Annotated in this window: 18 protein-coding genes and 1 pseudogene; 8 read left to right on the top strand and 11 right to left on the bottom strand. The window is 41.5% G+C overall.

Going from position 1 to position 22,507, the window contains the following annotated elements:
* Positions 1-363 precede the first annotated feature (363 nt).
* From LK453_RS13095 to LK453_RS13085, 3 genes are all read right to left on the bottom strand, one after another.
* Positions 364-918 (bottom strand): phosphatase PAP2 family protein, encoded by a 555-nt coding sequence (locus tag LK453_RS13095; RefSeq protein WP_201537014.1) that lies wholly within the window; start codon positions 916-918, stop codon positions 364-366.
* 101 nt (positions 919-1,019) lie between these two features.
* Entirely contained in the window at positions 1,020-2,102 is a 1,083-nt protein-coding gene (locus LK453_RS13090) for a DUF475 domain-containing protein (RefSeq protein ID WP_201541540.1), read from the bottom strand.
* Positions 2,103-2,623: 521 nt separating this feature from the next.
* A complete protein-coding gene (locus tag LK453_RS13085; protein WP_227954002.1) occupies positions 2,624-3,715 on the bottom strand; it encodes an IS4 family transposase in 1,092 nt (363 codons plus the stop codon).
* A gap of 77 nt (positions 3,716-3,792) precedes the next feature.
* On the opposite strand from LK453_RS13085, the gene LK453_RS13080 reads away from it, so the two are divergent.
* From LK453_RS13080 to prfB, 3 genes are all read left to right on the top strand, one after another.
* On the top strand, positions 3,793-4,329 hold the full coding sequence (locus LK453_RS13080; RefSeq protein WP_044297960.1) for a gamma carbonic anhydrase family protein: 537 nt from the start codon (positions 3,793-3,795) through the stop codon (positions 4,327-4,329).
* 87 nt (positions 4,330-4,416) lie between these two features.
* Positions 4,417-5,160: an HAD family hydrolase gene (locus tag LK453_RS13075; protein ID WP_201537018.1), complete on the top strand. Its 744-nt coding sequence runs from the start codon at positions 4,417-4,419 to the stop codon at positions 5,158-5,160.
* Positions 5,161-5,252: 92 nt separating this feature from the next.
* Positions 5,253-6,348 (top strand): peptide chain release factor 2 gene (gene prfB / locus LK453_RS13070; RefSeq protein ID WP_201527740.1). Its coding sequence is split into 2 segments (ribosomal slippage): positions 5,253-5,324 and positions 5,326-6,348, totalling 1,095 coding nucleotides; the frame shifts between segments, so codons are not numbered across the junction.
* A gap of 142 nt (positions 6,349-6,490) precedes the next feature.
* On the opposite strand, the gene LK453_RS13065 is transcribed toward prfB, so the two are convergent.
* On the bottom strand, positions 6,491-7,354 hold the full coding sequence (locus LK453_RS13065; protein ID WP_201537020.1) for a Cof-type HAD-IIB family hydrolase: 864 nt from the start codon (positions 7,352-7,354) through the stop codon (positions 6,491-6,493).
* Between the two features lie 135 nt (positions 7,355-7,489).
* On the bottom strand, positions 7,490-8,692 hold the full coding sequence (locus tag LK453_RS13060; protein ID WP_201537023.1) for a glycosyltransferase: 1,203 nt from the start codon (positions 8,690-8,692) through the stop codon (positions 7,490-7,492).
* An 847-nt stretch (positions 8,693-9,539) separates the two neighbouring features.
* Between LK453_RS13060 and LK453_RS13055 the strand changes: the two genes are divergently transcribed.
* The 4 genes from LK453_RS13055 (at position 9,540) to LK453_RS13040 (ending at position 12,815) form a co-directional block, all read left to right on the top strand.
* Positions 9,540-9,962, top strand: coding sequence for a tetratricopeptide repeat protein (locus LK453_RS13055; protein WP_201537026.1), 423 nt, complete (start codon positions 9,540-9,542; stop codon positions 9,960-9,962).
* 154 nt (positions 9,963-10,116) lie between these two features.
* On the top strand, positions 10,117-11,172 hold the full coding sequence (gene cobT, locus LK453_RS13050; RefSeq protein ID WP_201537029.1) for a nicotinate-nucleotide--dimethylbenzimidazole phosphoribosyltransferase: 1,056 nt from the start codon (positions 10,117-10,119) through the stop codon (positions 11,170-11,172).
* A gap of 105 nt (positions 11,173-11,277) precedes the next feature.
* Positions 11,278-12,078, top strand: coding sequence for an adenosylcobinamide-GDP ribazoletransferase (gene cobS / locus LK453_RS13045; protein ID WP_201537032.1), 801 nt, complete (start codon positions 11,278-11,280; stop codon positions 12,076-12,078).
* A 71-nt stretch (positions 12,079-12,149) separates the two neighbouring features.
* Positions 12,150-12,815, top strand: coding sequence for a histidine phosphatase family protein (locus LK453_RS13040; RefSeq protein WP_201537035.1), 666 nt, complete (start codon positions 12,150-12,152; stop codon positions 12,813-12,815).
* Positions 12,816-12,903: 88 nt separating this feature from the next.
* Here LK453_RS13040 and LK453_RS13035 read toward each other — a convergent pair.
* Positions 12,904-13,431 (bottom strand): annotated as a pseudogene (locus tag LK453_RS13035) (HPP family protein); the annotation flags it as partial.
* A 488-nt stretch (positions 13,432-13,919) separates the two neighbouring features.
* Between LK453_RS13035 and LK453_RS13030 the strand changes: the two are divergent.
* Entirely contained in the window at positions 13,920-14,510 is a 591-nt protein-coding gene (locus LK453_RS13030) for a YhgN family NAAT transporter (RefSeq protein WP_007393849.1), read from the top strand.
* A 107-nt stretch (positions 14,511-14,617) separates the two neighbouring features.
* Here the strand turns inward: LK453_RS13030 and hutI are convergent, their stop codons facing one another.
* From hutI to hutU, 5 genes are all read right to left on the bottom strand, one after another.
* On the bottom strand, positions 14,618-15,976 hold the full coding sequence (gene hutI / locus LK453_RS13025; protein ID WP_201537038.1) for an imidazolonepropionase: 1,359 nt from the start codon (positions 15,974-15,976) through the stop codon (positions 14,618-14,620).
* A 69-nt stretch (positions 15,977-16,045) separates the two neighbouring features.
* The gene (gene hutG, locus LK453_RS13020) at positions 16,046-17,176 is read right to left on the bottom strand and encodes a formimidoylglutamase (protein ID WP_227674387.1); all 1,131 of its coding nucleotides are present in this window, start codon (positions 17,174-17,176) and stop codon (positions 16,046-16,048) included.
* A 57-nt stretch (positions 17,177-17,233) separates the two neighbouring features.
* A complete protein-coding gene (gene hutH / locus LK453_RS13015) occupies positions 17,234-18,793 on the bottom strand; it encodes a histidine ammonia-lyase (RefSeq protein WP_201537041.1) in 1,560 nt (519 codons plus the stop codon).
* Between the two features lie 160 nt (positions 18,794-18,953).
* Positions 18,954-20,345, bottom strand: coding sequence for a YjiH family protein (locus LK453_RS13010; protein ID WP_201527758.1), 1,392 nt, complete (start codon positions 20,343-20,345; stop codon positions 18,954-18,956).
* Between the two features lie 189 nt (positions 20,346-20,534).
* Positions 20,535-22,232 (bottom strand): urocanate hydratase, encoded by a 1,698-nt coding sequence (gene hutU, locus LK453_RS13005; protein ID WP_201537044.1) that lies wholly within the window; start codon positions 22,230-22,232, stop codon positions 20,535-20,537.
* Positions 22,233-22,507: the final 275 nt, after the last annotated feature.

Below are 22,507 nucleotides of genomic sequence, written 5' to 3'. Positions count from 1 at the left end.
TTTATCGTGACCTGACATTGGTTAAACTTGCGACCGATTGAGTGCTAAAAAAATGAAAGTTATCAAATTTTAGCCACAAAAAAGCGAGTACGACAATAACAGAAAACAACAATATCACTAAAGTTAAGGTCATTAGTGAGTGTTGCTAACTGGATCATGTCTACTCGCTTAGGTACAGATTTCGCGTATTATACAAAACCTTACTCTAAATGGCTAGGTAATACTAGAAATAATAAGTAAATATCTTATTTGATGTCTCTTATATTTGTAATTTCTATTTTGAAACTCACATTACGAGGCCTAAAACTAATATTACCTATTCTAAATTTAGTATTATCCATTCTGAAACCAATATTACCTGTTCTAGAACCTGTAGTGCATCGCTACTTGATATGACTCAGGAGCTAGGTTGGCACTGATAATTAAATCATCGTTATGATAACTCTTGGTCAAGAACATACTGCTTGCCACACCCAGTGCAGCACCCGCTAAGACATCCGTAGTGTCATGTTTATCGGCTTCAACACGACTATAGCCAACGAACGTTGCTCCGATATAAGCGGGTATACTATATTCTAGGCCATAGCGCTTGTGAATAAAGCTGGCACCTTGGAAGGCAACAGAAGTATGCCCTGAAGGAAATGAGTCATTGTCACTGTGATCAGGACGCTCTTTATCAACAGCTTTTTTTAGACCATAAGTGACGACCGCATTAGTGGCAAAAGACTTATAAAATTGGTCACGGCCCTCGGGATCATCCATATAGTAAGTTGACCCATAAGCAATGGCAGGAATGGCGACTGCCACAATATCGCCAGCCGTTTCTATGCCTGAGTTAGCAGCATAAACAGGAGTAGTCGCCAAAGCGGAGCCAGAAAGTAATAGAGCAGTGGCAAAAGATTTATGCTTATTAAGCATGAGTGTTTTTCCTAATAAGTGTTCACATATATAAGCAAAAAACAACTTAGATGAACAAGGTTGGCTTTACTAACGGTTAATTGTGGCACTTTGGCTAATTATTACTGAGCCTCAGTGCGTTTTTTATATTGAATAGAGTTGTATAAAGACAAACCGATAAAGGCTACGCCAATTAAACCCGTGACCAATTCAGGCACATGGAACTTCATCGATAACAGCATAATAATTGCTAATGCGCCAATAGCATAGTGCGCGCCATGTTCTAGATAAACAAATTCACTTAAGGTGCCTTTATCTACCAGATAAAGAGTCATAGAACGTACAAACATAGCACCGATGGCCAGACCTAACATAATAATGATTACGTCGTTGGTAATGGCGAAAGCACCGATTACCCCATCAAAACTGAAAGAGGCATCTAATACTTCTAGATAAATAAAACCAGCGATACCACCCTTTAAGATAGTCGACGACACGCCAGCGGTATTGGTAATGACATTGCCTTTTGCATCGGTAAGCACTTCATCTTCATCAGAATCAGTACCGCCTTCAAGTAGACTAGATAAGACGTTGACGCCAAGATAAATTAAGATACCCCAAATACCAGCAATTAAGATTGCTGGCTCGCGTGATTCCTCTACCCAGCTCAATGAAATCATTAACACCGCGATGGCCACAAAAGTACTCATGGCATCTACTTTGCTAAAACGAGCTAATTTACGTTCCAACCAGTCAAACCAGTGAACTTCTTTGTCACCAAAGATAAAGGTTAAGAATACGAGTAAGAGGAACATACCACCGAATGCCGAAATTTCAGCATGGTGCTCATTCAAGTGGGCGGCATATTGAGCAGGCTCATTAAGGGCCAGATTAATGACTTCAGTAAAGCCCAAATTGGCAGTCACGGCCACAATAACGATTGGGAATATCAAACGCATACCGAAGACAGCGACTAAGATACCGACAGTTAAGAATATCTTTTTCCAAAAATCATTCCATCCTTTTAGGATAGAAGCGTTAACTACGGCATTGTCGAAAGATAATGAGATTTCCATCACTGCCAAGATAGCGGTAATAGCAAGGGCTGATATTAGACCACTGACACCACCATGCGAGAATCCCCACCAGGCAGCGGCCAATAAACAAACAATGGTAAATATAATATCGAATAAAAAATGACGCATAAATTGTCCAGAAGAAAGGCTATTTGTTAATGATTGTTTATGACTTAATTCATGACTATCTGAGTCATATATAGGTTAGTATCCGAGCCATACTCATTTAAAATGCGATAATAGCATGGGTTAAATTAACATCAAATGAATTGACTCGAAAATTATTGGTTACCAGATATAATTAAGAGAAGAATACAGTCATTTTATTAAATTTAAAGTAAATTAATGCTAATCTAATGACTTTAAAAGCCACTTTAACAAAAATGATACTTTTGAAAAAACAACACTTTAAGACAACCTTGTTCGTACTTATAAAGTATCTAATAATAAAAGTATCTATCCATAAAGAGGCTAACTCTGTACCCTATATTTCTATTGTTAATGACCATAGGTAAGAATTTATAGGCAAAAACTTATACGCAATAAATCCTAGGTAATAGCCAAGATCACTAATCCATAGCCCATCGCTATATAATCAATCACTATATAAAAGGATGTTAATAATGATTTCTCTGCACACGACAAAAAAATCATCCCCACCGGATTTTCATAGGTTTAGGGGTTAAAAAGCTAACTAACTGTCGAAATACAGTCTTATCATTGTTAAAAAACACCAAGCGCAGGCCTTCAATCAACACATCCAGGCCAAGCGCAAACAAACTGGCTTGAGGTCGAGCGTTTGAATTCAACTTGCGTTTTAACGGCTTATCTTTGTCTTTATAAATACCGACATGATAAGCCCAACAAAATGCTAAGGCGTTCACTGCGACTAATTTACTGACCCGATCAAGATGGGTTAAGTGGGTATCTTCAAGATTAAAGCCACGGCCCTTTAGACAAGCAAATAAAGTCTCAATTTCCCAACGCTTGCCATAGCTTATCATCGCATCCACTGTTTCTAGTTGATTGGTTGCCACAATCACTAAACCGTAGTCTTTATCACGCTTGGCAAATACTCGAACCAAACAACCATCGACAGTCAGTATTCGCCCATGTCGATATGTTTCTTGATGGCCAACATGGCGAAATAACTCTTTAATCTGTACCAACTTGCCATGATGATTCTTAACTTTACTGTTCTTCTTAATCCGTATGGCAAAGGGTATGTGATTATTGGTGAGCCAGTTAAACCATTTTTCGCCAACAAACTCTCTGTCCGCTACTATCATCTCAAGGTTATCTTTGCCAAATTGTTTGATAAACCGCTCAATAAGTTCACAGCGTTCAAGATGGTTTGTATTACCTCGCTTATCTAGCATTTGCCAGTATAAGGGGATGGCTATCCCTTTATATACCACTCCTAGCATAAAGATGTTGAGGTTACTTTTACCCCATTTCCAGTTGGTGCGGTCAATGGTTAAGGTGACTTTGCCTAGCCCAAATAGTCGATATATCATTAAAGCCAGTTGATCGTAGTCTATCCTCGCTTCGGAAAAAAATCGCTGTAGTCTGCGATAGTGGCTGTCGGTTTTACCACAGGAAGGTGTCTTGCTATTTTTTTTAAGATTACTGCTTTGAGCAGTAATCAGGGCTATTACCATTAGGCTCAAACAATTGATTCTTGCCTTGTTCATACTCAGGTTTTGGGTTAAAGTTTCACTAAGTCTGTTAAGGTTTGGCATAGTCTGATTCGTCTTAAAAATTACTATTATGCCTTTGCTTTAACAGACTTTTTTGTTTTTTTGTCGTGTGCAGAGTAATGATTTATAAATATTTAGACAAAGCCCCACAATTTGCCGTTCCTTTTGAAGGGTGGGTGGCTGATAGCGCTCGAGTTATTGGTGATGTGTATTTAGGTCACAAAGCCAATGTTTGGTTTGGCGCAGTGATACGGGGTGATAATGAGCGTATTAATATAGGCAACTGTACCAATGTGCAGGAAAATGCGGTTATTCATACCGATGCTGGGATTGAGGTAAATATTGGTGACAACGTTACCATTGGTCATCTGGCGATGCTACATGGTTGCACAGTGGGTGAGAATAGCTTGATTGGCATTGGTGCCGTGGTACTAAATAATGCCAAAATTGGTAAAAACTGTATTATTGGGGCCAAAGCGTTGGTCACTGAAGGCAAAGAGATTCCAGACAATTCATTGGTTATGGGTGCACCGGCTAAAGTAGTCAAAACTTTGACCGATGAGCAAGCAGCCATGCTCAAAATGTCAGCGCTACATTATGCTCATAAGTCAGAGCAATTTAAAACCGGTTTACAGCAGATAGAGGCACCTGAGTAAGCAATTTTTAACAAACGGGCTTGTAGAGAATAGGCTTTGATTAACAAATTTATATTAATTTTTTGGGTAAAGAGGGTGAGGGGCTAAATGCATAACCAAGCAGCGAACAGTTCGCTAAATAACCAGACAGAGGCGCTAAATAACGGTAAAGAATTGGCATTATTCGATTTGGATCATACCTTACTTGATGTCGATAGCGACTATTTATGGGGTGAGTATATTGTCAAAAATGGCTTGGTAGATGAGGCGCAATACAGAACCGCCAATCAGCGATTTTATGAAGAGTACATCGAGGGCACCTTAGATGCGACGGAATACAATGAGTTTGTGGCAGAGTTTTTAACCACTTTGCCGCTAGAACGACTTCATGACATTAGAGAAGCGTATATCAAAACTGAAATTGAACCGCACATTCGCCCCCAAGCTATCGAGGCTATTCAACGACATCTTGAAGCAGGACATGATGTGGTGATTATTTCTGCGACCAACGATTTTGTAGTATCAGCAATTGCCGAGCGCTTTGGTATTGAAGCTGCCAATGTGCTGGCCACGCCGCTTGAAGTAAAAGACAATCGTTATACTGGAAAATTAACAGACAAACCCAACTTTAAAGAAGGTAAAATATACCACCTTAATAAGTGGCTAAAGGCCAAGCAAGAGCAGGGTATTCACTATAGTAAAACCTATGGTTACTCAGACTCAAAAAATGACTTACCTTTATTAGAATGGGCTGATGTCCCAGTAGCAGTCACCCCAGACGAGGTATTACATGCTCATGCATTAGCCCATCGCTGGGCAGTAGAAGATTGGTCTATCCCTAAGCCAAACTAAGTTAGGCTAAATTAAATTGAGCTAAGCTAATAGGGTCTACTCAAGACATCTGTCTCATTGAAAGACAATCGCTTTAAACTTTTGGAATATTTATGGAAATCAACCAGTACCAAGAACAAATTAAAGATTTAACAGCACGTTCACAGGATCTACGGAGGTATCTTTGACTTCGAGGGTAAGTCAGAGCGCCTAGAAGAAGTTAACCTTGAGATGGAAAGCCCTGAGCTTTGGAATGATCCTGAGCGAGCGACCAAAATTAGCAAAGAAAAAAGCCAATTGGACGCTATTATCAATACCATTACCGGACTTGAAACGACGCTAGAAGATGCCGCAGCCATGCTTGAGTTGGCGGTAGAGGCTGATGATGAAAGTTTGCTTTCAGATGTACAGCAAGAGCTAAATGCGGCCCAAGCGCAAGTGGAAGACTTAGAATTTAAGCGTATGTTTAACGGGGAGATGGACCCTAATAACTGTTTCGTTGATATTCAGTCAGGCAGTGGTGGTACAGAAGCTCAAGACTGGGCAGAGATGTTACTGCGCATGTACACCCGCTGGTGCGAGTCGCACGGCTTTAAAGTGGATGTTACTGAGGTTTCTGCCGGTAGTGTGGCAGGGGTTAAATCAGCATCCTTTAAAGTGACCGGTGATTATGCCTTTGGTTGGCTGCGTACCGAGACAGGCGTGCATCGTTTGGTTCGTAAATCACCTTTTGATAGTAATAATGGCCGCCACACGTCATTTGCTGCAGTTTTTGTGTCTCCTGAGATTGATGATGATATTGACATTGATATCAATCCAGCGGATCTGCGCATCGATACTTACCGCTCAAGCGGTGCCGGTGGTCAGCACGTGAACACCACAGATTCAGCAGTTCGTATTACCCATGAACCGACCAATACCGTGGTGCAGTGTCAGAACGAACGTAGTCAACATGGTAACAAAGCGACAGCAATGAAAATGCTACGCGCTAAGCTGTATGAGCTTGAAATGCAAAAGCGTATGGAGAAACAGCAAGCCGTTGAAGACAATAAGTCTGATGTGGGCTGGGGCAGTCAAATTCGCTCTTACGTGTTAGATGATTCTCGCATTAAAGACTTACGTACTGGCGTTGAAACTTTTAATACCGGTGCCGTATTAGATGGTGATTTGGATCAATTTATTGAAGCCAGTTTAAAAGCAGGGTTGTAGGCTCAATAAACTGCTTTAGCTTGAATGTAAAAGACCGTTGGGTAAGAGGTAGTGACCTTAAGCCAGACGGTCTTTTTTAATGGCAGTTTGTGAATGGCAGTTTGTCAATGGAAATTTGGTTATTTTATACTTTGATGAAGGTTTAACTGTTTGCAACCTCAAGCAAAGGATGCAAGACTTTCTGTAAGCCATACTCTTCAATACTCCCAGTAATCCAATCTGCCTTAAGTTTTAAAGCGGGCTGCCCATCACCCATTGCCACAGCAAAGCCTACTGCGTCAAACATTTCTAAATCATTAAACCCATCACCAATGGCCATGGCATCATTAATGTCGATACTAAAGTACTGGCAAACATCACGCACACCTCGTTCTTTAGACGCATCAATAGGCAAAATATCGCCGCCAATTTGATGCCAATGAACCAGCTTTAGTCCAAACTTCGCAAAATCTACTTCCTGCATTTTTTGCTGCTCATCTTTAAAAAATACGGAACACTGATACACAGGGTTGGTTTTATAGTAATTTGGATCAATGATTGAGCTTGGTGTCATAGCGATAAAGGCGCGTATTTGTTCATTGTCATTGGCCCAAGCCAAATGAGTGTCTGAGTCAAACTTATGAATAAGATGATCTTGACGACACAATTCATCTATCTTGCTGGCTTGTTCTAAAGTTAATGGATAATGGCTAATGATCCCTTTTTTATCGAAACTGTATTGGCCATTGGTACAGACAATCGCATCAAAAACCCCTGACTCAAATAACGCTAAAATATCTTCAGGAATGATTGATTTAGAGCGACCAGTGGCAATGACCAGTTTAATATCGGTTTTCGATAGCTGCTCTAAGGTGGCTTTATTATGAGGCGCGATGATTCCGTCACGGCTTAAAGTATCGTCGATATCAAAAAATATAATCTTAGGTCTGAAAGAAAAGGTTTGTGCGGTCACTGTTGGCGTTTTATGCTTATTAATTGTGTCATCTAAAGTTAAATTTTTTGTCATGAGGGTCCTATAGAGCGGAAGTAAAGTTATAGTGCTATGTTTGTAGTTTTAGGTTTTAGTTTTATAGTACTGTATTTATAGCTTTGGTTTTATAGGCTGACTATAGCAAATTACTAAGAGTTTGATTTAACGCTGCTATCTGTTATTAGCTAGGGTCTCATGCAGCAAATTTATTCTATTTAATCGATTTAGGTTTAATGATAATTCGCTGACCTCAGCAAAACTGTCTTCTGATATCAAATCTGCGTAATGAGTGAGTTGATGCGCTACCCGATCTAACAAGTCTTGAGAGCAAGCAGCCACTAACTTTTTAAAAGCCTGATAAGACTCTGAATACTTTTGTAGTTTATAGGCATTGATGCACCATTCATAATAAGACCAATATTTATAGATGTCGGTCACGATAAAGAGCCGATTGCCCACAGGAAAAGGCACTTCACTGGCTTGTTTACCAAAAATATAGGCCAACTCAGTGTGCTTGTTCCAACTGTGTCTTCGAGCAGTGTGATACCAGCACTCGGCCCGATTAGGGTCATGGATTATGCCTTGTTGCCAGTAATATAGCGCCTGTTTAAAGTCGTTTTGTTTTTCGTATAACAGTCCCAGCTCGATATAACTACAATAGATCTCATCGGCCCAACCTGCTTTTATCTCAACTCGTTTTTTGTACCATTCAATGGCCTGCTCAGACATGGCAGCGTCTCTATAAGACTGAGCGCAATAAAAAGCATAACGGGGCAATAGCTCAGTATCTTCAGCAGCAAGGAAAGCCTCTTTTAGAATTTTTGCATCTTTCTGATATTTGTTTTTATCCAGACTGCGATTGCCTTTTCGACCAGAGACAATAGCGTAGTTACCATTAATCTCTGCAACATTTTCAGGGCGGTTGCATTTTAAAAATTCATGCAGCACCCCTTGCCAACTATAGCTGCCGTCATTTTTTATAATCAGCTTGCGAAGGTACTTTATACCGCCTGACTCACTAGTGAACTGCATCATGTAACTGTCTACATCCGTCTTCGAGTTCAGCTGCGGTAGATTAAGTTTGCCTTGAACATGATCATCAGCATCGAATATCAAAATATAATCGCTTTTACCTTCGCACTGCTTTAGCGCGGCATTTCTATTGTGACTAAAGTTTTTCCAAGGCTCATGATGGATATGACCTTCAATGCCTTGGTCTTTAAAAAATTGTTCTATCAAGGCAACGGTATTGTCACTAGAGCCTGTGTCTGAGATTGCCCAATAAGTAATGGGAAAGTTTTGGCAGATATTTTGTAAGGTGGTTTCTATGATGTGGCTTTCATCTTTCACAATCATATTTAGACAAAGTGACATAGTATTACCTTAAGATTATTTGTGGGCGCATTCCGTTGCGTATCAGATGTTGCGTATCAGGTTATAGCAGGTGACTAATGAATAGCATTATCTAAGTATAGACACAGTTATTTTGTATAGCAACCAATGCGAAAGCATAGCCCAATTCACCACGCAAACCTCAATTAAATAGTTGTCTAAGCTTAAGCTTATAAAATTCAGTCTCTACAATTCAGGTAAAGCAAGGGCAACAGACAAAGCGGCAATAGACTTTTAAACTGAGTTTATTTTTAAACATATTTGGAGAGGTAAATGGATACCGTTGGCCTGATTTTCTTTATTATAGGTTTTATTATTATTGTTATTTATGGACTAAAGTTGGCGTTGCTAGCCTTTGAAGAATCGACCGCTTGGGGCTTGATATACCTGTTTGTACCCTTTGCTAATCTGTATTATGTGATAACTCGTTGGGAAAAATGTCGGTCTCCTTTTTTAAAATCTTTAATAGCGCTGCCTTTTTTTGCGGTTAGTTTTTATCTAATTAGTAATCCAATGGGTGGACCTGGCTATCAGATGTTATAGTCATAGCTAAGTAAATAAGAGGCAACGAAATTGAGTGTAAGTAGCGCTTTAATACTGCTTTAATACTACTTTAAACGCAGCTTCGTATAACAAGCTTACCGAGATTAAAGCAGTCACTCTTGATTTCGCTCATGACGACCAGACGACTATATGACTTTAACGATTATAATCATGGTGAGTTAGGATATGCGTTATAATCCCAATCAAACGCGAGATGCCCTAATTAATAAGCAGATTATTGGCTAGGGTGTTTTTTATAATAAGAATAACCATAAGGTAATCCGCAATGATTAATACCAAAATATACAAAGCCATCTACAACTTAGCAGAAGATCTTTTAGAGGCTGACAGTCAAGATGATCAGCAGCAGTTTGACGCCTTATATGCTGAACTAAAAGCGCTTTGTACTGATAATGAAGGGACCGATAAAGACCATCCTGAGCAGTGGGAAACTTTGGCAGATTTCACGGTAGACTTAGAACAAGCGTTGGTTATTTATCAAAAAGCACTCGATAAAGCGGTTAAAATTAATTCAAAAGACCACATGGCCTCCATTGCTTACTCTATGGCAGAGCTACAGCTTGAATTGGGACAAAAAGAGCAAGCCATTGAGAGCCTGAAGAACGCCAAGATTAGTGCCAATAAAATAGAAGACAAAGAGTTTAAGACAGAGATAGATGAACGACTTAATGCACTGCTAGCAGAATAATGTTTTAGGCTGCTTTTTAGGTTACTTATTACTTTAAAAAACGCTACTTAAAAATAGCCACTTAAAAGCAGCTATTTAGAAAAGCCACTTAAAAATGGCTACTTACCATTAGAAGTTTTGTCATTATAAAAAGTCCATTCAATAGGAGCCAGCTTTGCATTCATTTACCTTGCCCACGATACCAACGATTGAAGATGCTGAACTTCGCCAACAATTACAAACCATCTTGGACAATAAGACCAAGCCTCAGGGCTCATTAGGTCGACTAGAATCATTAGCCGTAAAATTGGGTCTGATTCAAGGTACGACTCAACCGAAGATTGAACGTCCACAAATCAGGGTATTTGCTGCAGATCATGGTTTGGCACAACATGGCACTTCGGCGTTTCCGAGTGAAGTCACCGCTCAAATGGTGCTTAACTTTCTAAACGGTGGCGCCGCTATTAATGTGATTGCTCGTCAACATGATATTGCGTTAAAAGTGGTCGATGCAGGGGTCGCGGCTGATTTTGCAGAATTTGGGGTAAATCAACACCCGCAATTATTGGATTATAAAGTACGTTTAGGCAGTCGAGATGCATTGGCTGAGCCAGCGATGACTTTAGAAGAGTGTATTTCTGCCTTGCAGTCAGGTATGGAGATTGCCAAAGCGTTAGAAGGCAACCTACTTATCTGTGGTGAAATGGGGATTGGTAATACCTCGGCGGCCAGTTTATTGTTGGCAAAATTAACCGATACGCCTCTTGCAGAATGTATTGGTCGAGGCACCGGACTTGATGAAACTGGGTTACAGCATAAGTTACAGGTGCTAAGCCAAGTGCTTAAACGCTATGAGGCAGTTACCGAGCCACTTGAAATCTTAGCAGCTGTGGGCGGGCTTGAAATTGCAATGATGGCAGGCGCTTATATTCAAGCCGCGCATGACAGACGTGTCTTATTGGTTGATGGTTTTATTGCTAGTAGTGCGCTGCTAGTCGCTGAGCGTTTGGTTCCTGGGGTATCACAGTTTGCGATATTTGGTCATAGTTCGATGGAGCCGGGTCATAGACATATGTTACAAGCCCTTGATGCTCAGCCTTTGCTTGATTTCGATTTGCGTTTGGGTGAGGGCAGTGGTGCAGCTTTGGCTTATCCCTTACTACAGTCTGCTTGTGCCATTATCAATGAGATGGCCAGCTTTGATGACGCCGGTATCAGCCAAGGCAATTAACAATGAAGCATTCAACTATAGGCTAAAAGGCAATTGTAGCGAAGCCTTTCAATAGCTGTTAAATGCCATTAAATTAAGAGAAACAAGTTATAAGCAGGACACTCAATGTCGATTAAGCATGAACTGCGACTGGTATTGGTTGCCACTCAGTTTTTAACTCGGATACCAATACAGTTAAATCAATATCAGCCGCAGTGGTTGCACCAAAGCAGTCGTCACTTTCCAGCAGTAGGGATATTGGTGGGTGTGCTGTGTGCTTTGGTATATTGGTTGGCAACCCTAGCCTTCAACCCCTTGGTAGCTACTGTGGTGAGTACCGCTTTCGGTATTAAGCTGACGGGAGCGTTTCATGAAGATGGATTGGCAGATACCTGTGATGGTTTGGGTGGCGGCTTAACCCGCGAGCGTACCTTGACCATCATGAAAGATTCTAGAATTGGTACTTATGGTACATTGGGCTTGGCTTGCGCTCTACTACTTAAGATAAGTCTTTTGTCCTCTATGCCCGTGATGACCGCAGTGGTAGCACTGATTGTCGCTCATTGTAGTTCACGCTTATTATGTATAGGTTTGATTGTGGTGCTGCCTTATGGCGGCGAGATTGAACATGCCAAAGCTAAGCCTATGGCCCAGCAGATGAGTGGACGAGAGTGGTTGGCCAGTAGTCTTTGGGTAATAGGAGTATTGGCACTGCTACTATTGCTGTTACCTGAGGCAATGCGGCAGATTACAATGGTGCAATGGCTCTTGGTAGCAGCGTTCGCTTTGATGGGCGTGTATTATATGTACCGTCTGTTGAAACGACGTTTAGCAGGCTATACCGGCGATGGGCTAGGAGCCACTCAGCAACTGACTGAAATTGCTATTTACGCAGGCTTGGCAGTTAACTTTTCTGGCTCTTTTTAATAATCAGTATGACTGTCGATAGCAGTAAAGATGCCTTACCAAAACAAGTTGTCATATTAAGCTGATAGATTATGGACCTATACCTGTGGCGTCACCCAAAGCCTAACAATGTGCAAGGGCTTTGCTTTGGTCAAACTGAGGTGGCGGTTGATGCTAGAAAAATAAAGCGTCTGGCCCATCGAATTAACCATTATGTAAAACTACATAAGTTGCCGAAAGTTATTTGGGTCAGCCCTTTGTCGCGGTGTCGTCATGTGGGTGAGCAGCTACAAAAATTGGGCTTTCAATGCTTAGTCGACAGACGCTTGATGGAAACGCATTTTGGGGTATGGGAGAAAAGATACTGGCATCAAATTAGCAAAGCTGAGATTGATGCATGGTGTGATAACTTTGCCCAATTTGCACCTGAAGGGGGTGAAAGTCTGACTCAGTTGTTTGCCAGAGCCACTGACTGGTTGTCTGAGCTCAATCAACAACAAGCTGTTTTAGCTAATAGCTCTTTAATCAATAACTCTTTAATTAAAAGCTCTTTAATTAAAAGCTCTTTAATCAATAATGCTGTTTCAAGCGATAGTTATGTTGCAAAAGAAAGTGCAGTTTTAGTGGTGGGTCATGCTGGCTGGATTACCACGGTGAAAATGATTGCCCAAGGGCAGGACGTACCTAGTCAAGCTCGTGACTGGCCACGCCCTGTAAAACATGGCCAACTTACTGTGTTGACTGTATCGACTCGTTAGAGCGGTCTTCAGTTTGGACTCGGTTTTGAGATTGTATTTGATTTTCAGTAAAGTGAGAGTCAATATGATGCTCGATGTGGTCTTCGATACGAGATTTGACCAAGGCAAACCAGTAAGCCGGCCACTTTTCATTAGGTTTGATATTGTTGACGACCAACGCTACTGCAATCAACGCTAAAGAACCCGCTAGGACCGGTACTAGCAAAAAATCCCAGTCATAGGTCATTTCATTGGCAGTTAGCAACACGACTAGAGTCGTTGCCCCAGCAGGGGGATGAATGCATTTGAACAGATGCATCAAAAAAATAGACACGCCAACCCCCAATGCAGTAGTAAAAGCTGAAACCCCCACATATTTCAAAATAACCAAGCCAACGAATGCAGCGACAAGATGACCAAAGATAACATTACGAGGTTTTGCCAAAGGGGAGTGAGAAACAGCAAACAGTAAAACACACGTTGCGCCAAACGGAGCCATAATCAACTTATTGCCGCTATATTCACTTAACAGTAATAAGATAAATATCCCCAACGTTCCGCCAATTAGCGAACGTAGTAAGTCAACAAGTGATGCATTTTCAGGAAGCTTTTCTGCTCTATCAAATAAAAAATGCATTAATAAACCCCTAGATAACCTGCCTTTCCTTGGCAAAGAAATTTATGAGACAAAAGTCATTCAACTCAATTAAATCCATTTTCGTTGAGTGTTATTTGTTGGATTAAGGATGTTAGCATAGGTAGTGCTAAGGGCAGTAGCCAGTGAAATATGAAGTAATGAGCGTTAAAAATTCTTAATTGGAATATTAAAGTTAGCGGTAGGTAGTTTGTTTAATCGTCCATAAATACTAAGACACTATAAACACTGAGATGCTATAAATACTAAAAAGCTATGAATATTAAAAAGCTATAAATATTAAAAAGCTATAAATATTAAAAAGCTATAAATATTAAAAAGCTATAAATGCTACAACGTTATCAATACTGAAATGTGGTTATTATTTCTACCAAATTAGAAAAGTACGGTTATAATCGGCGGCTATTTTTTTGTTATTATCGCTGTCTTTAAAAATAAAAATAAATGAAAATCTTATCTTAAGGAGCTTTATGGAAATCTATGCAACAGCACTCACTTTGTTTTTAATTATGGATCCTTTGGGAAATATTCCTATTTTCCTGTCTGTTTTGGATAAAGTGCCGGAAGAGAGACGTCGGTTCATTATTATCAGAGAGTTGCTGATTGCGCTACTGTTAATGATTCTGTTTTTATTTGCTGGTGGCAGTATCCTGCACACCTTAGGTTTAAGCACAGAAGCGGTTGCTATTGGCGGTGGCTTAGTGATGATGATTATTGCCATCCGTATGATTTTCCCAACCCGAGGTGGGGTGATGAGTGATGAAGAAGATGGAGATGGTGAGCCGTTTATTGTGCCATTGGCCATTCCGCTGATTGCGGGCCCCTCTATTTTGGCCACATTAATTTTATTGACTGAAAAAAACCCTGAAAGTATTCCAAAAGCCTTGATTGCTTTGTTATTGGCGTGGTTGGTCTCTGCAATCATTCTATTTTTCTCGACCAAACTTTACAAAATTTTGGGCAACCGTGGCTTAAAAGCGATTGAGCGTTTAATGGGGATGATCCTAATCTCAATTTCAGTACAAATGTTGCTTAATGGCTTTAGTTCATTTATGGGTTAGCAAAAAGCAGTAATAAAGAATAAAAAGCTGACCATAAAAAATCTCGCTAAATTAGCGAGATTTTTTTATAGGTAAAATTTAAACCGGTTAGATTTAGTTGTTAATTGCTAACGGTTAACGCTAACCTGAGAGCGAAGATGGCCATTAACCCAAACCATTTGTAGTGGGTTTAAGCCCATTTGGTAGGCTAAATCTGCAGGACGCTCGATGTTCCAGAGGGTTAAGTCAGCCTGCAGACCCACTTCAATACGGCCTTTATCCTCAATGCCTAATGCTTTAGACGCATGGGTAGTAATACCAGCTAAAGCTTGCTCAGGGGTTAGGCTAAATAGAGTACAGCCCATATTTAACGTCATTAATAAAGAGGTAAGTGGTGAGGTGCCAGGGTTACAGTCAGTAGATAAGGCGATGGCCACATTGTGCTTATAGAGTGCTTCCATTGGCGGTAATTGGGTTTCTTTTAAGGTATAAAAGGCACCTGGCAACAAGACAGCAACCACATCCTGATCGGCCATTTTTATGATGTTTTTTTCTGATAGATATTCTAAATGATCAGAGGATAGACCATTATAGTCCGCAACTAAACCGCTGCCATCCATATCGCTTAACTGCTCAGCATGCAGTTTCACTGGTAGGCCCAATCCTTTTGCTGTATTAAACACTTTGGTCATTTGTTCTTTATTAAAGCCGATGTTTTCACAAAAGCCATCAACTGCATCAATTAAGTCTTCACTGTGCAAAATGGGCAGCCACTCACATACCGCATCGATATACTCATCTGAGCCATTTTTTTTATCTTTATACTCGGTTGGTAGAGCGTGGGCAGCAAGATAAGTGGTTTTTACCGTAATATTGTAATCTTTACCTAGTTGGCGAGCCACTTGTAGCATTTTACGTTCAGTTTCTAAATCTAAACCATAGCCAGATTTAATTTCAATAGTGGTGACGCCTTCAGCCAATAGCGCTTGCAGACGGCGTTCGGTTTGTGCATATAGCTCATCAAAATCCGCTTCTCGTGTTGCCGTTACTGTGGCGACGATACCACCACCGTTTTCAGCAATCTCTTTGTAGCTAATACCTTGCAGACGTGCTTCGAACTCATCACTACGATTACCGCCATACACTAGATGAGTGTGGCAGTCGATAAGACCTGGCAATAACCATTGACGATTGGCATAAATAATTTTGTCATCGGCATCTGCCTGCATAATAGCATTGTGATAGACCGGACTATTTAAGGCACTTTGAGTGTCGCCAATCCAGCTGATTTTGCCATCCTTAATAGTCAATGCTGCGTCTATAATTTGACCGTAAGGGCTGTGATATTTTGTATCGTTTTTAGGTTTTGAGTTGGCCACAGCCAATGCTCTATCAAAGCCATATTGTTCGGAGAAGGTCGCAATATTGGCGTGTAAAATCAGGGTGTCAAAATCTTCAGGAAAGTCTTTGATTATTGAGGATGTCATAACCGACTCCAAGTTTATTGGTGAGTTTGGTATAAATTTTATCGGGCTATTTACAGACTAATGAGATTCTTACGCTTGCAATAATAAATGATGTTGAATCATTAGTGCTAAAAAGCGGGCAGTGACCTTGCAGCTGCGCCCATCAATATCATATGTGGGATTAATTTCAGCAAAATCGGCCATTTTTACTTTACCACTGGCAAAGATAACTTCAAGACAGCGTTCAGCAAAGTCGATAGAAATGCCTTTAGCTGCAGGAGCGCTCACACCAGGTACGATGCTGGCTGGGAAGGCATCCATATCCATAGTGACATACAATACATCTACTTCTTCAATAAATTGATGTAGCTGTCTCACGATACACTCCCAGCTACTGCGAGCACACGAATCATCAGTAATAATGGTAATTCCCAACTCATTGGCTCTGTCGAACAAAGCGGTGGTGTTAGAAAATTGACTGATACCAATGGCACAGTAATGGAATGGCTGACCTTGAGATCGGTTGTGCTCAGCTATCTGTCGAAATGGAGTGCCAGAAGTGCCTTTAGGAGCATTACGAATGTCTAAATGGGCATCGAAATTAATAATACCAATCTTTGGGGCACTCGAAACTGTGGCATTGATATCGTTTAAGTCGGATTTATTATTTAATGCCTGCCAAAGCCCCATATAGCTAGCATAGGCAATGGCATGACCACCTCCTAGACCAATAGCCAAGCTGTCTTGACTGATAATACCTGCTACTTGTTTACTATATTGAGCTTGAGTTTGCTCAAGTATTTCAGGTATTAAGCTATCATTGTCATAACAGACAATATCACCAACATCCGCCAAGAACTTGTCATAGTCTGCTTTATCAAAATTGTTCTGTAGCGCAGAGGGAATCGGAAGTTTCGCAAAGGTTTGACGAATGGCGGGTGGGGCATGCCTAGCACCGACACGACCCAAGTTGCGGCGTACTCCTTGATCGCAGGCAAAACCCACTAAGGTGACTTTTGAGTTTGGCTGATTATGGTGGTGGTGCGACTGAATAAAACCATTTTGTGCGTTAAAGGGAGTGCGCGCTCGAACCAGCTGATACCAATATAGTGCTCGTTCTGACTCATCCGGCTCGTATCGACCTGTCCAGAGGCTGGCATCAAAAGGAATGTGTTCGACACCAATTTTAGGGTTATCCATCAAAAAGGATGACATTGACATAATTAGCACTCGTAAAGGTTAAGGTTTGGTTCAATATAGGGATTAGTCTAGTTAGCGTTAGTCTTGCAAAAACCAATCCGCTCGAAGTTCAGACCAATGTTTATTTAACGCAGCAGTCAGTACCAACTGTTTGGCTGCCTCTATGTCTGGGGCCAAATAGCGATCTTTGTCATAAAAAGCGACTTTTTCACGTAATAGCTGGTGCGCTTTGACTAAGGGTTTTGAGGTGCGTAGTTGTTTATGGAAGTCGATACCTTGCCCAGCAGCCAACAGCTCAATACCAACGATAGTAGCTGTGTTTTGCGCCATATCATAAAGACGGCGGCCGGCAAAGGTGGCCATAGATACATGATCTTCTTGGTTGGCAGAAGTGGGAATGCTATCCACGCTAGCAGGATGCGCCAATGATTTGTTCTCTGACGCTAGAGCAGCTGCAGTAACATGAGCAATCATAAAGCCTGAGTTAACTCCCGGGTTAGCAACTAAGAATGGAGGGAGTCCACCATTTAATGTCGCATCGATAAGCAAGGCAACTCGGCGCTCAGACATAGAGCCGATCTCAGCAATGGCCAAGGCTAAAGTATCTGCAGCAAAAGCAACTGGCTCAGCATGGAAGTTACCGCCAGAGATAGCAACAGGTCCATCTTCATTTCTAAAGATAAGTGGGTTGTCGGTTACCGCGTTGGCCTCAATAAGTAAGGTGTTACCGGCTTGGTTAATAATATCAAGGCAGGCACCCACCACTTGCGGCTGACAGCGTAGGCAGTAAGGGTCTTGGACACGGTCATCGTTTTCGGTGTGCGAAGCGCGGATGTCACTGCCGGCAATTAAGCTGCGGTGCGCCTTAGCAATTTGAATTTGGCCATGATGACCGCGCACTTCATGGATACGCGCATCAAAAGGAGAGTCAGAGCCGCGAGCAGCATCTACCGACAAGGCACCTACCACAGTCGCTGTCGCAACCAAATCACGAGCTAAGAAGTAACCACGTAAAGTAAGCGCTGTTGACACTTGAGTACCATTAATTAAGGCTAAGCCTTCTTTGGCAGCTAAAGTAACAGGCTCAAGTCCTGCTTGTGCCAATGCCTCTTTTGCATCAAGCTCTTGGCCGTTAACATAAGCAGTGCCTTGACCTAGTAGTGTTAATGTCATGTGCGATAAAGGTGCTAAGTCGCCAGACGCTCCCACAGAGCCTTTGGCAGGAATGTGTGGGATGATATTGTGGTTGATTAAGCTAATTAAACCATCAATTACTTCACGGCGTACTCCTGAGACCCCTTGAGCCAAGCTCGCGACTTTCATCACCATAATAAGACGGACCACGCCATCTTCTAAGCGTTCGCCAGTACCGACAGAGTGAGACACAATTAAGTTGTATTGCAATAAACCCAGTTGATCATCGCTAATACGGGTCTTTGCCAGTAGTCCAAAGCCGGTGTTAATACCATAAGCACTTTTGTCACGGGCAATAATCTCTTTTACACAGTCATGCGAGGCGTCGATATCTTGATAAGCAGAGTCAACCAAACTCACCTGTACTGGGGTGTCATACACTTGACGTAGCTGAGCAAAGGTAAGCTTACGTGGAGTAAGACTAAGGGTTTGATTAGAAGACATGAGAAAGTCCTTTATTAATGATTTATATAATTTGTTTAATACGAAGTTTTATTTGGTATCGTTTTTAAATTGTCAGAGCTAAGCTTATTAGCAGATTAAAACTCGGCCTAAGTAATTTTTTGGAGCCTAGACCATTATTGTTATTAGTGTTTTATTAAGTTCAACCTATCCAGCCTGCGGCAATAGCTATATGAGCTAGGGCAGAGGCTAATAAAATACTTAGAACGGTTCTTTGTAGCCAAATAATTAGCATTTTTGGAATAGACAATGGAATTTTTGTCGCTAGAATACAAGGAATCATAGCGGAGAAAAATAGCACGCTACTAATAGATACCACACCAGCCACATAACGGGTCACGAAATCGGCCTCGCTAAGCAGTAAAGCGGGCAAGAACATCTCAGCTAATCCGGCCGACATACCTTTGGCCGCAAGTAGAGGATCGGCTAAGCCGCCAATCAAGGTAAATGGATACAACACTAAGCCTAGGATTTCAAACACTGGAGTATATTTGTCCAATAGCAGACCAGCCAACCCGACAGCGATAATAGAGGGTACGATGGCAGCGGCCATCTCTAAGCCATCTTTAAAATTAGACCAGAATATTTTTGGTAAATTATTTGAGCGTCTTGAGGTTTCAATACCTAACTCGAAGGCTGCACCCAAGCGGTTTTCTTTAATATCAGCTAAGGCCTGCGCTGCAGGGTCAGCGTCATCGTTACGTTCCAAGCTAATGGGCGGAATGCGGGCAGTAATGGCTGTGACGATAAAAGTAATGATTAGTGTGGACCAAAAAAAGAAATTCCAAAGCTCCATTAAACCCAAAGTTTTCGCTACAATTACCATAAATGCTGCTGACACGGTGGAAAAGCCAGTGGCAATAATAATGGCTTCCCGAGTAGAGTAATGACCTTGAAGATAGACGCGGTTAGTGATGAGCAGACCAATAGAGTAGCTGCCTACAAAAGAGGCTACCGCATCAATGGCTGATGTGCCTGGAGTGCGCCAAATAGGTCTCATAATCGGCTGCATGAGCACCCCAATCATTTCAAGCAATCCAAAGCCAATGAGTGAGGCTAAAATTAAGGCACCAATGGGTACAATCATACCCACGGGTAAAGCAAGTTTTTCGAACAAAAACGGCATCATATCTTTTTCCATGATAACGTCTGGGGCCATACCAAATACATATAAAGCTGCCAATATCAATCCAACTACCTTAGCAAAGCTTAAAACGGCATGGGTAAAGCTTTCCTTATATTTACCTGTGACAATCGGCTTAATAGAGCCGTAAGCCATCAAAATAAATAAAAGTCCAACTGCCAAAGTGTGTAAGTCATTGACCAAATAAGAGGCGGCATGATCAAATAAAATGGTACTTTTATCATTAATGGTAAACGGTATAAAAAACGTGGTGATACCAATAATGCTAAAAATAACCAGCTGAAAGATGCCGCGTGATCGAGACAACAGTGAACCGGGGTTGATTGACGCGCTTGGCTGTAATTCTTGCTGATCTACCGTAAGTATTTCGATCTTGTTATCGATTTCCATGATGACAAATCCTTGTCTGTGGGAATAGGTTAAGCTTTATTGAGCTAACTAAATGGTCTGTTGAATAGAGTCAGTTAGTTAATTAATGCCTAATGAGACCCAGTTATTGAACCAATGGCTTAACTTGCCTATTTTGGGTAGGCAAATTAAGCTTGCTTGAAGGAGCTTTCCATAATGGGGTGAAACAAGCTATTTAATCATAGGCAAGTTCAAACCATACTCTTTAGCTGTCTTAATAGCTAACTCATAGCCCGCATCGGCATGGCGCATCACCCCTGAGCCACAATCATTAACCAGTACACGAGCCAGACGCTTGGCTGCCGCGTCGGTACCATCAGCCACAATCACCATGCCCGAATGCTGAGAATAACCCATACCTACACCGCCGCCATGATGCAGCGATACCCACGTTGCGCCACCGGCCACGTTTAACATACCATTTAAGAGTGCCCAGTCCGATACTGCATCCGTACCATCTTTCATACTTTCAGTCTCACGGTTCGGGCTAGCCACAGAGCCGGTATCTAGGTGGTCACGGCCAATAACGATTGGGCCTTTTAACTCGCCATTTTTCACCATCTCGTTAAAGGCTAGACCAGCTTTGTCGCGTTCCCCTAAGCCAAGCCAGCAGATACGCGCAGGCAGACCTTGGAATTTGATACGCTCATTAGCCATATCCAACCAGTTGTGTACATGGGTATTGTCTGGGAACAGCTCTTTGATTTTTTGATCGGTTTTGTAGATGTCTTCTGGATCACCTGATAAAGCTACCCAGCGGAACGGTCCTTTGCCTTGACAGAACAGGGGACGGACATAGGCAGGCACGAAGCCTGGGAAGTTAAAGGCATCTTTTACGCCTTCATCAAAGGCCACTTGACGAATGTTGTTACCGTAGTCCGTTGCTGGAATTCCCATCTCTTGAAAATCCAACATGGCTTGTACATGTACGGCACAAGACTCTGCAGCGGCTTTAGCCAGTTTTTCGTGTTGTGTCGCATCGGCAGCAGCTGCTTTCCACTCATCAACACTCCAGCCTGCTGGCAGATATCCGTTAATCAGATCATGAGCAGAAGTTTGGTCAGTAACTAAATCAGGTTTAATTTCACCGGCCTGAGCACGTTTAACCATTTCTGGCAAAATCTCAGCAGCATTGCCTAATAGGGCGATAGACAGCGCATCACCTGCTGCAGTGTGTTTTTTAATTAAATCATATGCCTCATCTAAGTCTTTGGCCTGCATATCGACATAGCCGGTACGTAGACGAAAATCAATGCTACTTTGTTGGCACTCAATATTTAAAGAGACTGCACCGGCAAATGTGGCTGCTAGAGGCTGAGCGCCGCCCATACCTCCTAGGCCTGCTGTCAAAATCCAACGGCCGGTCCAGTCACCGTCATAATGCTGACGACCTGCTTCAGCAAAAGTTTCATAGGTACCTTGGACAATGCCTTGAGTACCTATATAAATCCAACTACCAGCAGTCATTTGCCCATACATAAATAAGTCTTTACGGTCTAATTCATTAAAATGCTCCCATGTCGCCCATTTAGGCACTAGGTTTGAATTCGCAATTAAAACGCGTGGGGCATCTTCATGAGTTTGAAAAACGCCGACCGGTTTCCCTGATTGCACTAATAAGGTTTGATCATCCTCTAACTCTTTTAATGATTCTAAAAGTTGATCGTAACATTCCCAGTTACGGGCGGCACGACCGATGCCACCATAAACGACTAAGCTTTGAGGGTTCTCTGCCACGTCGGGATGTAAGTTATTTTGTAGCATACGAAAGGGTGCTTCAGTTAACCAACTTTTGCAGGATAAGTCAGTTCCTGTAGGAGAGGCGATATGGCGACTGGTGTCTGTGCGAGTGAATTTAGAGTTTGTCATGTCTAGTCCTTTAGAATTTGAGTTTTGATTTGAAAGGAAATCAAAATACGATAAATTATTTGTATATACAAATTATCAAGAAAAAAATATTGATGCAAGGATTTTTTATTTTTTAAACGTGGGCGTTGTAATGCTCTGTATTTATTTCAAAGCTTATATTTTTTGGAACTTGTTCCAGTAATAGATATGATGAACTAAATTTTTAGTTGTTTTTGATAGAATGGATTATGGTTATTACGATTTAGTTTAATGTTAATTAAGGATGATAGTATTGA

Source organism: Psychrobacter sanguinis, assembly GCF_020736705.1.
Lineage (GTDB): Bacteria > Pseudomonadota > Gammaproteobacteria > Pseudomonadales > Moraxellaceae > Psychrobacter > Psychrobacter sanguinis.
This window is presented reverse-complemented; position numbering and strand designations above follow the sequence as displayed.